The organism is Mesorhizobium sp. P2_D6 (assembly GCF_056404315.1).
The window spans coordinates 169,255-182,709 of the sequence record NZ_JBFUEG010000008.1 but is presented as its reverse complement, the minus strand read 5'-3'; the positions used below and the strand labels follow the sequence as shown (position 1 = coordinate 182,709).

Genomic DNA, 13,455 nt, shown 5'->3' with positions numbered 1-13,455 from the left:
ATGAAGATTTTGAGACGCATCCTTCGGCTCTTTTTCTACACGCTGCTGATCGTGCTGGCGGCGGCCGTCGGCGCGCTTGTCGTGCTGACCAAGACCGAGCGTGGCCGCGAAAACCTCGCCGGCATCATCTCGAACATAGCCTCATCAGGAGACAGCAAGGTCACCGTCAGCGGCATTGATGGCATCTGGTCCGGCGCGCTGACGGTCGACGATGTCGTGCTGGAAGACCGCAACGGCGCTTGGCTGGTGGCGCGCAAGGTGGCGGTCGACTGGTCGCCGCTGGCGCTGCTGTCGAAGAATTTCAGCGCCGACCGTATCGCTGCCGAGCGCATCGAACTGGCACGGCTGCCGGTTGCGAGCACGGAGCCTGCCAAGAGCGGGTCGACCGGCCTGCCGGTTTCGCTCGATATCAGAGCGATCGATCTGCCGGAGATCGCGCTTGGCCAGCAACTTGCCGGCAGCGGTATTGCCGAACTCGCCGCCAAGGGATCGGCCAAGGTCGACGCCTCGCCGCTGGCGGTCCAGACGGTGCTCAACATCACCCGCCATGACGGCAAACAAGGCAATGTCGACGCCAACATCCATTTCGCGCCCGCCGACAACAAGCTCGACCTCGATCTCAAGGCATCCGAACCGGCCGGCGGCATCATTGCCAATCTGCTCAAGCTGCCGGGCGCGCCGCCAGTCAACATCGTTGTCTCCGGCACCGGGCCACTGGCCAACTGGAGCGGCGTCGGCACTTTCATGGTCGACGGCCAGATCGTCACCCAGCTTACCGGCCGTCATCAGCTGACCGACAAGGGCAACCGGATCGAGGCCAAGGGCGACGGTTCGTTCGAAGGTTTTCTGCCGGAACAGTTCAAGTCGCTGTTTGCCGGCAAGACCAGTTTCGACCTCGCCGGCACCGCGACCGCGGCCGGCGGCGTCGACATCGAGCGCGCCACGATCGAGAGCGGCGCCGTCCACGGTAGCGCCTCAGGCATGGTCGACCCGAAGGGCGCCAGCGACCTTTCGGTGGAACTTGCAGCCAAGGGCGAGCCTGTCACGGTCAATGTCGGCACCCCGGCGCAACCGATCATGGTGGCCATAAACAATGTCACGGCGCGCGCGTTCGGCGACGGCAAGGCGCCGATGATCGACGCCGGCGCTTCGCTGGTCTCGGTGGTGGCGGGCGGCTCTCAGGTGAACAATCTCGATGCGCGGATCCATTCCGACGGCTTCGACATTGAGAACCGCAGTGGCCCGGTCAGCGTGTCGCTGACGGCAGCCGGGCTGAAGACCGACGTGGCGACGCTGGCGCCGCTGATCACCGGCAAGCTGACGGCCTCTTTGGCCGGCACAATCAGCAAGGATGAAATCTCGCTCGATGAAGGCACGCTGCGCAGCGATGCGCTCAATGCCGGGCTGACGGCCAAAGTAACGCTGGCCGACCTCGCCATGACGCTGAAGATGAATGCCGATGCGGTGTCGACGGCATTGCCGCCGCAGATCAGTTCGCTGCTTGGCGAACGGGTCAAGTTCGCGGCCACCGCGACCCGCGATCCGCAAGGCTCCTTCGCCGCCAATTCGATCGAACTGACCTCCGGTTCGCTCAGCGCCAGCGGTACCGCCAGCGCGCAAGGCAGCGACATCCAGGCCGACATCAAGGGCAAGCTCGGCGACGTCTCGGTGCTGTCGCCGCTGGTTGGCGTGCCGGTCGCCGGCGGCGTCGATTTCGCGCTGACGGCCAGCGGCGCGCGCAATGCACCGGATTTTTCTGTCACGGCCGAAAGCGCCAGCCTGACGGCGTCAGGTCGTACGGTGAAGGACATCAAGCTGACCGCCTCGGGCAAGGCGGACATCGCAAGCCCGGCGGCGCAAGTCTCCCTGACCGGCTCGGTCGATGAGCAGCCGCTCGCCGTCAAGGCGGCGCTGGTGACCAGCGAAGGCAAGCGCTCCATCAACGGGCTCAGCGTGGCGCTGGGCGACAATAAGGTGTCCGGCGATCTCGCGCTGGACGATCATTTCCTGCCGCTGGGCACGCTGACGATATCCGCTCCCGACATAGCGCCGCTGGCTTCGCTGGCCGGGCAGACGGTGGCCGGCGACATCGGCGGCACCGTGGTCTTCGCCAAGGACGGCGAGGCGCCCACCGTCACCATCAATGCGGCCAGCGTGTCGGTTGCGCGCGGCGATGTGGCGGCCAAGGCGATCACCGTCAGTGCGCTGATCGCCAACTATCTCGACAGCCCGGCGATCTCCGGCACGATCAAGGCCGACAGCGTGACCTCGGGAACGACCGTCGTCAGCGGCATCGGCGTTAACTTGAAGCGCGACGGCGACTGGACCAATTTTACCGGCGGCGCGACCATATCAGGCATCCCGGCGACGGCTGCCGGGCGGGCGCAGATCGCCGGCGGCACGACCAGCGTCGAGATCGCATCCGGCGAAGCGACGGTGCGCGGCATCAAGGCGGCGATTACCGAGCCGTCGAGCCTGACGATCGCCGATGGCACCACCAACATTCAAAGGCTGGTGGTCGATCTCGGCGGCGGCTCGGTGACGCTGTCGGGCACGGCAGGCCAGACGCTCGATCTGGCGGCAACTTTCTCCGCCTTGCCGGCAGCCCTCGCCAATGATTTTTCGCCTGGCCTCGACGCCGCGGGCACGCTGGACGGCACGGCGCAAATCACCGGAACGTCGGCCAATCCGGACATCCGTTTTAATGCAAGGCTGGCTGGTGCCGAGACCAACCAGACCCGCCAGGCCGGGCTCGGGCCGCTCGATCTCGATGCGGCCGGCAGTTATTCCACGGCAGGTGGCGTGGTGTTGGACCAGGCGACGCTATCAGGCGAAAAAATCTCGGGCAAGGCGGCCGGGACCATCAACCCGAACGGCGCCAGCGATTTTGCGCTCGACCTGACTTCGTCTGGTCCGAGCCTGCCGCTGACGCTCGGCAGCGCGGAAAGCCCGATCAAGCTCGAATTGCAGGCGCTGTCGGTGAAGGCGGCGGGGCAGGCTGCGCAAGCCAAGCTCGACATCTCGGCGGTGTTGCCCTCGGTGGCGACGAATTTCACCAAGGTTGAAGGCATCGCGCTTGCACTGCATTCCGATGCGTTCGATGTAAAAAGCCGAACCGGTCCGATCTCGGGCACGGTGACGGCAGAAAAGATCGGTCTGGACAATCCAACCATCGCACCGCTGATTGCCGGCAAGATCACCGCCAAGGTTACCGGCAGCCTGGCGGCGGATGCCATCACCATTGACAGCGGTTCGGTGCAGGGCGCAGCGCTGGAAAGCGCATTCAATGGCCGCGTCTCGCTGGCCGACGGCGCCATCGACCTCAACCTCAAGGCTGACGCCCTGTCGGCGGCATTGCCGGCAGCGGCGCGCGGCATGCTGGCCGAGCGGACGCAGCTCAGCGCTACACTCAAGCGCGATACGCAAGGCAATGTCAGCGCTAGTCCGGTCAAGCTGGTATCGGGCGCGCTGACCGCCGACGGCCAGGCCAGCCTCGCCGACAACAAGCTCAGCGCCGACATCAAGGGCGCTCTATCGGACATCTCGCTGCTGTCGAAGGATGCCAAGGGCGCGGTTGGCTTTGCGCTCAACGCGCAAGGGCCTGTCATGGCGCCGGACCTGTCGCTGACGGTCAACAGCGACCGGCTGCTGGTGGCGGAACGCGAAATCACCGGGCTGAAGCTGACCGCCACCGGCAAGGCCGATGCCGCCAATCCGGCGGCCAATGTGGAACTGACCGGCAATGTCGCCGGACAAGCGCTGCAAGGCAGCGCGGTGCTGGCGACAGCCGACGGCAAGAGCGCCATCAATGGCCTGCTGTTGTCGCTCGGCAAGAACAGGATTTCCGGCGATCTCGCGCTCGACGAGGCCTTTGTCCCGGTCGGCACCATCGCGCTCGACCTGCCCGATATCGGACCGCTGGCAGCGCTGGCGCTGGAAAAGGCCGAAGGCGACGTGCGCGGCACCATAGCCTTCACCAAGAGCAACGACGGCGCCAACGTTGCCGTCAAGGCTTCGACCGCGTCGATCACGCGCGGCGACTTGCAGGCGAAGACCGTGTCGATCGATGCGCTGGTCGCCAACTATCTTGCCGCGCCGGTCATTTCCGGCAAAATCCGCGCCGACAGCGTCATCTCCGGCGGCACCGCTATCAGCGGTATCGATGTCGACCTCAAGCGCGACGGCGACTGGACCGGCTTTTCCGGCGGCGCTACCGTCAAGGGTATCCCGGCGAAAGCCGCGGGCCGGGTGAAGGTCGCTGGCGGCATCACAACCATCGAACTCGCTTCGGGGCAGGCCACGGTGCAGGGCATCAAGGCCGCCATCGCGCAGGCCTCGACCGTCAGCATCGCCAATGGCACGACGACATTGGACAGGCTGGTGCTCAATCTCGGCGGCGGTACGGCGACGGTGACGGGCAAGGTCGGGCAGGCGCTGGACATCAATGCCGCGCTGGCCAAGGTGCCGGCATCGCTGGCCAACAGTTTTTCGCCGGGCCTCGATGCCGCCGGGTCGATCTCCGGGACCGTGAAGGTGACGGGCGCGCCGGCCAATCCGGCCGTTGCCTTCGACATCGACGCCGGCGGGGTGCAGACGTCGCAGACGCGCAGTGCCGGCCTTGGCGGCATGAACATCTCTTCGTCGGGAACGTTCGCCGGCAAGAAGCTCACCTTCAACGCCGACATCAGCGACGGCGCCGGGCTTGGCCTCAAGGGTGGCGGCAGCGTCACCACAGCGGGAACGCCGGCGCTGGTGCTCGACTTCAACGGCAAAGTGCCGTTTTCCTTCCTTGCCGCCAAGCTTGCCGCGCAAGGCCTGTCGCTGAGCGGTACGGCCAACGTCAATGTCCAGGTGCGCGGCCCGGCGACGTCGCCCGTAATCGGCGGCACGGTCAGCACGTCCGGCGCCCGCCTGGTCGACGCGCGCTCGGGCCTTGCCGTCAATGACATTGCCGCCGACGTTTCGATCGGCAATGGTGTGGCCAGGATCAACCGCCTGACCGGCACGCTGTCGACGCGCGGCAGCCTGTCGGCGTCCGGCACGGTCGGCATCAATCCGGCGCAAGGTTTCCCGGCAGACCTGTCGATCAAGCTGGTCGACGGCCGCTACACCGACGGGCGGGTGGTGACCGCCAATCTCGGCGGCGACCTTACCATCAAGGGGCCGCTCAGCTCGGTGCCGGTGATTTCGGGCACCGTCAACCTCGCCAAGACCGTCATCACCGTTCCGGAGAAACTGCCGGGCTCGCTGACAGCACTCGGTGTCAAGCACAAGAACGCGCCCGCCAGCGTGCGGGCGCAGGACAAGGCCTTGCGCCCGGCCACTGCCAGCGGTGGGGGCGGCAGCGGGCTTGTCCTCGACGTCACCGTCAACGCGCCGAACCAGATCTTCATCCAGGGCAGGGGCGTCGACGCCGAGCTCGGCGGTTCGCTGAGGCTGACCGGCCCGGCGGCGTCGCCGCAAGCAGTCGGCACCTTCACTCTGCAGCGCGGGCGGCTGTCGATCCTCGGCAAGCGGCTGACCTTCACCGAAGGCACGGTCGGTTTTTCCGGCTCGCTGGTGCCCTACCTCAATTTGACCGCGACATCGACGACGACCAGCGCCACCGTCACCATCGTGGTGTCGGGCGAGGCGACCAATCCGAAATTCACCTTCTCCTCGGTGCCGGCACTTCCCGAGGATGAGGTGCTGGCGCAATTGATCTTCGGCCGCTCGATGTCGAACCTGTCGCCGCTGCAGATCGCCCAGCTCGCTGAGGCCGCCGGGCAACTGGCTGGCGTCGGCGGTTCGACCTCGCTGCTCGAAAATTTGCGCAGTGCAATCGGCGTCGACGATCTGGACGTAACCACCGACGACCAGGGCGGCACCGCGGTGTCGGCGGGCAAATACCTCAACGACCGTACCTATGTGACGATCCAGAAGGGCGACAAGCCGGGATCGGGCAAGGCGACGATCGACCTCAATGTCGGGCGCGGCGTCAAGCTGCGCGGCGAGGCCAACGATGGCGGCGAAGCCAAGGGCGGCATCTTCTACGAGAAGGAATATTGACCCTTCGGCCGGACTTTGGCCTCACCACTGGCGCTGGCCAAGCTCGAGTAACTGTCTCACTTTAATCGACGAAACGAGATTCCTGAGGAATCCGTTGGGCAGTAGCAAATTTGCGCCAAGACTGTCGTTATCACGCGAACCGCTCCCTTATCAAAGTTGCACATTCGCTAACATGTTCCCACTCCATGCCGCTTTGACATCGCGGCCTGGATGCGGAATGTTAAAAGGCGGAAAGCCAACAATGGGAGTTAAGTCATGACAATTTATAAGAGTAATGGCGATCGCGTTCCCGATCACATCCTGGCCATGGCCGAAGAAGCCAAGGCAGGTAGGGTCGATCGCCGCGAGTTCCTCGCTCTGGCCAGCGTCTTCGGCGCGTCCACGGCGATGGCCTATGGCATGCTCGGACTGGTAGACCCGACGCCGGCCAAGGCAGAAGAAGTGCAGGGCAAGAAAGGCGGCATCCTCAAGGTCGCCCAGTGGATCAAGGATCCCAAGGATCCGCGCAAGGCCGACTGGTCGGAAATCGCCAATGCCGAACGCCAGGCGCTCGAGCCGCTGGTCAAGTACACCACCGAATACACGTTCCGCCCCTATCTGCTGGAGAGCTGGGATGTGAACGACGACGCCACCGAATACACGCTGCATGTGCGCAAAGGGGTGACCTGGTCGAATGGCGATGCATTCACCGCCGACGACGTGATCTTCAATCTCAAGCGCTGGGGCGACAAGAAAGCCGAAGGCAACTCCATGCCAGGCCGTCTCGGCTCGCTGGTCAAGGACGACAAGCTGGACGAAAGCGCCGTGACCAAGGTCGACGATATGACCGTCAAGCTGAAGCTTGGCAAAGCCGATATCGCGCTCATCCCGAACCTGTGCGACTATCCGGGCCTCATCGTTCACAAGAGTTTCGACGAGAAGGGCGGCGACTTCAAGGCCTGCCCCATCGGCACCGGTCCGTTCGAACTCGTCTCCTACGATGTCGGCCAGAAGGTGGTCTACAAACGCCGCGAAGACAACAAGTGGTGGGATGGCGAGGTCTTCCTCGACGGCGTCGAGTTAATCGACTACGGCACCGATCCGGCGGCAATGGTAAGCGCCTTCGAAGCTGGAGAAGTGCACACCAACTACGAAACCTCGGCCGACTATGTCTCGATCCTCGACGGCATGGATCTGGTGAAGTCCGAGGTGGTTACCGCGGCGACCATCGTCTGCCGCACCAATGTGACCAACAAACCTTACGAAAACCAGAAGGTACGCCAGGCACTGCAACTCGGCGTCGACAACGCTGTCGTCCTGCAGCTTGGTTACGGCAATGCCGGCACTGTCGCCGAAAACCACCATGTCTGCGCGATTCATCCGGAGTACTTCGAACTGCCAAAGATCAAGCGGGACCCGGCCAAGGCCAAGGCCCTGATGGCGGAAGCAGGACAGGCCGATTTCGAGCACGAGCTGATCACCGCCGACGAGGACTGGAACAAGAACACGGGTGACGCCATCGCCGCGCAGCTGCGCGACGCCGGCATCAAGGTGAAGCGCACGGTGCTGCCGGGCTCGACCTTCTGGAACGACTGGACCAAGTATCCGCTGTCGATGACCACCTGGAACATGCGGCCGCTCGGCGTCCAGGTGCTAGCGATCGGCTACCGCACCGGCGAGGCCTGGAACGAGACAGCCTGGTCGAATCCCGATTGGGATGCCAAGCTCAACGCCGCGCTTTCGGTCGCCGACGCCGCCAAGCGCAAGGAGATGATGAAAGACATCCAGCAGATCCTGCAGGATTCCGGCATCATCATCCAGCCCTTCTGGCGCAAGCTCTACAGCCACTCGGTCAAGGCGGTGCAGAACTACAAAATGCACCCGACCTACGAGCGCGACTACGGCAAGGTCTGGCTCGAGCAGGCATGATCGGACCGATCGGGGAGGGGGCGGTTCCGCCCCTTCCCCATCACTCCTCGCATGGGTCCAGGACCGGAAGCCGGCGCAGCAGAAAGTTGCGGACTCTTCGGGAAGGATCATGCAATAAAACAGGGTTGATCGCATCCGAGGGCCGGTTTGAGGGCCAACTCTGCCGGTAACGGTAGAGTTGGCACCCAAGCTGGCTCCAACCCCAACCAGACCGGCAGGGGACCGCCATGCTTTCTTTCGTTATCAGGCGCCTGGGCACCATGGCATTGACGATGCTGTGCCTGACCATCATCGTCTTCTTCCTGATCAACCTCGATCCGAATTTGAAGAAGCTGGCGATCAGCCAGACCGAAATGCACACGTCGGCCGAGCAGCTCGAAAGCTGGCTGGCTGGACATGGCTACCGCCAGAATTTCTTCGTCCGCTATGGCCAGTGGCTCGGCGTGATGCCCAAGCAGCCGGTGACCGATCCCGTGACGGGCAAGCCGGGGCAGCGCTTCTCCTTCTGCAACGATCCGCTGGTGCCGACATATTCCGGCGTCCTGCAGGGCGATTTCGGCTGCTCGACCAAGTTCAAGACGGCAGTGGCGTCAAAGCTCTTTCCCGCGCTTAGCGCCACCGGCATCCTGATGTTCTGCGTCCTGCTCGTGATGGTGCCGATCTCGCTGCTGATCGGCATCCTTGCCGGCATGCGCGAAGGGTCGCGGACGGACCGCACCCTGTCGGTGGCCTCGATCGCCTCGACGGCGACGCCGGAATACGTGTCGGGCGTCATCTTCACCGTCATCTTCGCCTCCTGGCTCGGCTGGCTGAATGGTTCGGCCGCGTCGGCCAGCCAAGGCATCACCTTCTACAATTTCACCCTGCCGGTGATGACGCTGGCGATCTACGGCATCGGCTATATCGCCCGCATGACGCGCGCCTCGATGGTTGAGGTGATGACGCAGCAATATATCCGCACCGCCCGCCTGAAAGGCCTCTCCTTCGGCAGCGTCGTCGTCAAGCACGCGCTGCGCAACGCGCTGATTGCGCCCTTCACCGTCATCATGCTGCAATTCCCCTGGCTGCTCACCGGCGTCGTCATCGTCGAGGTGATGTTCCGCTATCAGGGCTTTGGCTACACGCTGGTCGAGGCTGCCGGCAACAACGACATCGACCTTTTGCTCGGCTGCTCGCTGGTCTCGGTGTTCATCGTGCTGATCACGCAGCTCATCTCGGATGTCGGCTACGCGTTCCTCAATCCGCGTATCAGGGTTCAATAGGGGTCTGGGCAGATGCAGGTCGAATATATCGGCGCCTTCAACATCGTGCTCGGCGTGATTGCGCGCTTCTGGCCGGTCTGGCTGGGGCTGGCCCTGGTGATGGGGGCGAGCTTCACCTACAAGAAAAGGCTCGGCCTTTACGGCCAGCTGTTCGACAGCGGCGTCGGCATTGTCGGTGTCGGCATCTGCCTGTTCTGGCTGTTCACCGCGATCTTCGCGGCGACCGTCGCGCCCTTCGATCCGCTTTCCCAGGTGCCGATCATGAAGGACGCGCTGCCGGGCGGGATCGAGCCGGTATCCAAGCTCATCTACTATTTCGGCGGCGACAAGCTCGCCCGCGATGTCTTCTCGCGCATGGTCTACGGCAGCCAGATCGTGCTGATCATCGCACCGGCGGCGACGGGGTTCGCACTGATGGTCGGCATTACGCTCGGCCTCCCTGCCGGCTATTACGGCGGCAGGATCGACACCGTGCTGTCGTTCCTGGCCAATCTGGTGCTGGCTTTCCCGGTGATCCTGCTGTTCTACCTGCTGGTGACGCCGGGCATCATGGACACGCCCATCCCCTACGCCATGGCCGGGCTGTTCTTCCTGTTCCCGATCATCTTCTTTTCCGTGCTGTTCTGGACCCGCTACAAGAACCGGCCGGATCGACTTTACATTCTCATGGGACTGACCCTGGTCATCGGCGGCTGGGTCTATGCCGGTCTGGTGTTCGATGCCGATCCGTTCAAGGTCATCCACATCGATCCCAACCAGCTCAACATCTTCGTGGCGGTGGTGTTCGCCTCCAGCCCCGGCGTGTTCCGCATCGTGCGCGGCCTGGTGATGGACATCAAGACGCGCGACTATGTGGCGGCAGCGCAGACGCGCGGTGAATCGCCCTGGTACATCATGCTGTGGGAAATCCTGCCCAATGCGCGCGGACCGCTGATCGTCGATGCCTGCCTGCGCATCGGCTACACCACGATCCTGCTCGGCACGCTGGGGTACTTCGGTCTCGGCTTGGCGCCGGAGAGCCCGGACTGGGGCACCGCGATCAAGGACGCCAGCCGCCTGCTGCGCTCCTTCATCCACCCGGCGTTGCCGCCGACCATCGCGCTGATGTCGTTCGTGCTGGGCTTGAACCTGCTCGCCGACTCGCTGCGCGAACAATCGATGAAAGACTGATCTGCGGGTTCGGCCCGACGCATGAAAACAGGATTGGAGCGACCCATGAATGAGGCAGTTCGAAATCCCGGAGAACCGATCATCGAGATCGAGAACCTGTCGATCTCCTTCTTCACCCGCAAGGGCGAGATCCCTGCCGTCATGGATTTTTCCTGCACGGTGATGCCCGGCGAAGCGATGGGCATCGTCGGCGAATCCGGCTGCGGCAAGTCGACCGTGTCGCTCGGCATCATGCGCGACCTCTCCAACATCGGTAAGATCGTCGGCGGCAAGATCAAGTTCCAGGGCAAGGACATGGGCGAACTGTCCGACGAGGAACTGCGCGCCATTCGCGGCAACAAGATCGCCATGATCTACCAGGAGCCGATGGCGAGCCTTAATCCGGCGATGAAGGTCGGCCAGCAATTGATGGAAGTGCCGCTGATCCACGACAAGGTGTCGAAGGAAGAGGCCTACACCCGCGCGCTGGACATGGTGCGGGCGGTGAAGCTGCCCGATCCCGAGCGCATGATGCGCTCCTATCCGCACCAACTCTCCGGCGGCCAGCAGCAGCGCATCGTCATCGCCATGGCGCTGCTGTCGAAGCCGGCGCTGCTTCTGCTCGACGAGCCGACGACGGCGCTCGATGTGACGGTGGAGGCCGGCATTGTCGACCTGGTCAAGGGACTGGGCGAAAAGTTCGGCACGTCGATGATCTTCGTGTCGCACAATCTCGGCCTGATCCTGGAAACCTGCGACCGCATCACTGTGATGTATTCGGGCGAAGCGGTGGAGACCGGCAAGATCAAGGACGTGTTCGACCGGATGCGTCATCCCTATACCCAAGGGCTGTTCCGCTCAATCCCGCTGCCGGGCGCCGACAAGAATTCGCGGCCGCTGATCTCCATTCCCGGGCAATTGCCGCTGCCGCATGAGCGCCCGAAGGGCTGCAATTTCGGTCCGCGCTGCCACCATTTCGTCGAGGGCGTCTGCAACGCCGCCGAAATCCCGATGATCGAGGTCGCCGGCCATGAAGGCCATTTCTCGCGCTGCGTGCGCTTCAACGAGATCGACTGGGAAGCACTGCCGCCCGGCGCCAAGAAGGTCAATGAGAAGGTCGTTCCCGGTGCCCCGGTGCTCAAGATCGAGGACCTCAGGAAATACTACAAGGTCGGCGGCAGCGAAGTGTTCGGCTCCAGCGAAGGCCGCGTCGTCAAGGCCAATGAGACGATCTCGTTCGTGGCGCGCGAATCCGAGACTGTCGCCATTGTCGGCGAGTCCGGCTGCGGAAAGTCGACGCTAGCCAAGGTGCTGCTCGGCCTGGAGACGGCAAGTTCCGGCACGGTGACGCTCGGCAACAAGGAGATCCAGTCGACCAGCATCGAGAAGCGCAGCGTCGATACGGTGTCGTCGATCCAGATGGTGTTCCAGAACCCGTTCGATACGCTCAATCCCAGCCACTCCGTCGGCTCGCAGATCATCCGCACGCTGGAAAAATTCAATGTCGGCAACAACGTCGCCGAACGGCGCAAGCGCATGCTGGAACTGCTCGACCTGGTGAAGTTGCCGCGCGCCTTCGAGACGCGCAAGCCGCGCCAGCTCTCGGGCGGCCAGAAACAGCGCATCGGCGTGGCGCGCGCCTTTGCCGGCGACGCCAAGGTGGTCGTGGCCGATGAGCCGGTCTCGGCCCTCGACGTCTCGGTGCAGGCGGCGGTGACCGAGCTGCTGATGGACATTCAGCGCAAGAACAAGACGACGATGCTGTTCATCAGCCACGATCTGTCCGTCGTGCGCTACATCGCCGACCGCGTGGTCGTTATGTATCTCGGCTATATCGTCGAGCAAGGCACGACCGACCAGATCTTCGCGCCGCCCTACCACCCCTATACCGAGGCGCTGCTGTCGGCGATCCCGATCGCCGATACCAGTGTGGTCAAGAAGCACATCGTGCTGGAAGGCGACATCCCGTCGGCGATGAACCCGCCGAGCGGCTGCCCGTTCCAGACGCGCTGCGGCTACAAGAAACTGGTGCCGGACAATCTGTGCGAGACCAAGGTGCCGCCGGTCAAACATCTCGGCGACGGCCATATGAGCCTGTGCTGGCTGTCGGACGATGTGCTGGCGACGATGGAGCCGGTGATCAAGTTCGACAAGGAGCACGCGGCGCATGAAGGCGTGCCGGAAGACGCACCCCATATCGCTGGGCCGGGTTCGACAGGAACAGCGCCCAAACGGCCGCGTGGCAAATCGTCGACCGCGGCAGCGGACGAGATCGGCGATGCCGTGGAGCAGGGCCAGGCTGGGATGCGAGCGCGTCGCCTCAAAGTAGTCGACGAGGCTTCCGAAACCGGTGTTAAGAAGCCGAAAGATACGACAAGGCGGCACTAAACCGGGAAGGGTGCTAGTTCTCGCATTGCCGTAGCTGCGCGTTCAGTTGCTGCATTGCTGCAACTGAACGGCATAGTCGCGGGCCATTTTTTCGGTCGCCCGCGCATAGCTTTGCACGCCGGCATCGCCGCGGTTACCGCGGCCATAGGCGGTCCAGCCGAGATAGTAGGCGAGGTAGAGATTGTAGGTGTCGTTGTGGGCGACGCCGAAGGTGTCGGCGGTCTTGGAATGATACCAGCCGACGAAATCGACGGCATCGGCGAACTTGGTCCGCCGCGCCCCCCAGCTGCCGGTTTCGCTCTGGTATTGCGACCAGGTGCCGTCGAGCGCCTGCGAGAAACCGGTGGCCGAGGAGACGTGCTTCCACGGAATGAAGCCAAGCAACTTGGTACGCGGCGGCCTGGCATTGCTCTTGAAGCCGGATTCCTTGCGCACCGTCGCCATCAGCACGGGGACGGGGATGCCGTATTTCTGCGAGGCGCGCTCGGCCGCCGACTGCCAGTTGTCGAACCAGCCGTCATTCTGGTCGAAGACGGCACAGACATTGTTGATGTGGTTGGGCGGCGTCGCGCAGGCCGACAACGCCAGCAGCACACCAATCGCTACAATTTTACTAAAACTCGACCTACGCATGGGAAGACGAATAGGCCGAAATCATAAAGGGAATCTTGCGGCGTTTCTTAACGGGTTGCCGGCTCGG

General features: G+C 63.6%; 6 protein-coding genes. 5 read left to right on the top strand and 1 reads right to left on the bottom strand.

What is annotated here, in order from left to right:
• The 5 genes from AC1D1L_RS18850 to AC1D1L_RS18830 all read left to right on the top strand — a co-directional run bounded on the left by AC1D1L_RS18850 (position 1) and on the right by AC1D1L_RS18830 (position 12,755).
• Positions 1–6,048: a translocation/assembly module TamB domain-containing protein gene (locus AC1D1L_RS18850; RefSeq protein ID WP_477342981.1), complete on the top strand. Its 6,048-nt coding sequence runs from the start codon at positions 1–3 to the stop codon at positions 6,046–6,048.
• Positions 6,049–6,303: 255 nt separating this feature from the next.
• Positions 6,304–7,956, top strand: coding sequence for an ABC transporter substrate-binding protein (locus AC1D1L_RS18845; RefSeq protein ID WP_352583785.1), 1,653 nt, complete (start codon positions 6,304–6,306; stop codon positions 7,954–7,956).
• Between the two features lie 227 nt (positions 7,957–8,183).
• Positions 8,184–9,218, top strand: a complete 1,035-nt coding sequence (locus AC1D1L_RS18840) for an ABC transporter permease (protein WP_477342979.1) — start codon at positions 8,184–8,186, stop codon at positions 9,216–9,218.
• A gap of 12 nt (positions 9,219–9,230) precedes the next feature.
• Positions 9,231–10,388: an ABC transporter permease gene (locus AC1D1L_RS18835; RefSeq protein ID WP_477231594.1), complete on the top strand. Its 1,158-nt coding sequence runs from the start codon at positions 9,231–9,233 to the stop codon at positions 10,386–10,388.
• Positions 10,389–10,433: 45 nt separating this feature from the next.
• Positions 10,434–12,755, top strand: a complete 2,322-nt coding sequence (locus AC1D1L_RS18830) for a dipeptide ABC transporter ATP-binding protein (protein WP_477342978.1) — start codon at positions 10,434–10,436, stop codon at positions 12,753–12,755.
• A gap of 42 nt (positions 12,756–12,797) precedes the next feature.
• Here the strand turns inward: AC1D1L_RS18830 and AC1D1L_RS18825 are convergent, their stop codons facing one another.
• Positions 12,798–13,388: a transglycosylase SLT domain-containing protein gene (locus tag AC1D1L_RS18825; RefSeq protein ID WP_477342977.1), complete on the bottom strand. Its 591-nt coding sequence runs from the start codon at positions 13,386–13,388 to the stop codon at positions 12,798–12,800.
• Positions 13,389–13,455: the final 67 nt, after the last annotated feature.

Excerpts from the sequence above, each read along its gene's own strand:
- AC1D1L_RS18850 (WP_477342981.1), top strand. The coding sequence starts at position 1 with ATGAAGATTTTGAGACGCATCCTTCGGCTCTTTTTCTACACGCTGCTG.
- AC1D1L_RS18830 (WP_477342978.1), top strand. The coding sequence starts at position 10,434 with ATGAATGAGGCAGTTCGAAATCCCGGAGAACCGATCATCGAGATCGAG.
- AC1D1L_RS18825 (WP_477342977.1), bottom strand. The coding sequence starts at position 13,388 with ATGCGTAGGTCGAGTTTTAGTAAAATTGTAGCGATTGGTGTGCTGCTG.
- AC1D1L_RS18835 (WP_477231594.1), top strand. The coding sequence starts at position 9,231 with ATGCAGGTCGAATATATCGGCGCCTTCAACATCGTGCTCGGCGTGATT.
- AC1D1L_RS18845 (WP_352583785.1), top strand. The coding sequence starts at position 6,304 with ATGACAATTTATAAGAGTAATGGCGATCGCGTTCCCGATCACATCCTG.
- AC1D1L_RS18840 (WP_477342979.1), top strand. The coding sequence starts at position 8,184 with ATGCTTTCTTTCGTTATCAGGCGCCTGGGCACCATGGCATTGACGATG.